At 54.7% G+C, this 406-nt stretch carries 1 protein-coding gene and 1 pseudogene; both read left to right on the top strand.

Going from position 1 to position 406, the window contains the following annotated elements:
* Positions 1-273, top strand: a 273-nt coding sequence (locus H0X90_RS35475) for a phage tail protein (RefSeq protein WP_196438451.1), incomplete at its 5' end; no start/stop codon positions are given.
* A pseudogene (locus tag H0X90_RS35470) lies at positions 273-406 on the top strand (phage minor tail protein L); the annotation flags it as partial. The gene H0X90_RS35475 and the pseudogene H0X90_RS35470, both read left to right, overlap by 1 nt.

Here is a 406-nt window from a genome sequence, read left to right as displayed (position 1 = left end):
GTAAGAAAGGTGCGCTTTGGTGATGGCTATTCCCAGCGAGCGCCTGCCGGGCTGAATGCCAACCTGAAAACGTACAGCGTGACGCTTTCTGTCCCCCGTGAGGAGGCCATGGTACTGGAGTCGTTTCTGGAAGAGCACGGGGGCTGGAAATCCTTTCTGTGGACGCCGCCTTATGAGTGGCGGCAGATAAAGGTGACCTGCGCAAAATGGTCGTCGCGGGTCAGTATGCTGCGTGTTGAGTTCAGCGCAGAGTTTGAACAGGTGGTGAACTGATGCAGGATATCCGGCAGGAAACACTGAATGAATGCACCCGTGCGGAGCAGTCGGCCAGCTTGGTGCTCTGGGAAATCGACCTGACAGAGGTCGGTGGAGAACGTTATTTTTTCTGTAATGAGCAGAACGAAAA

This window comes from Burkholderia sp. 9775_39 (assembly GCF_015712225.1).
Taxonomy (GTDB): Bacteria; Pseudomonadota; Gammaproteobacteria; order Burkholderiales; family Burkholderiaceae; genus Burkholderia; species Burkholderia cenocepacia.
This window is presented reverse-complemented; position numbering and strand designations above follow the sequence as displayed.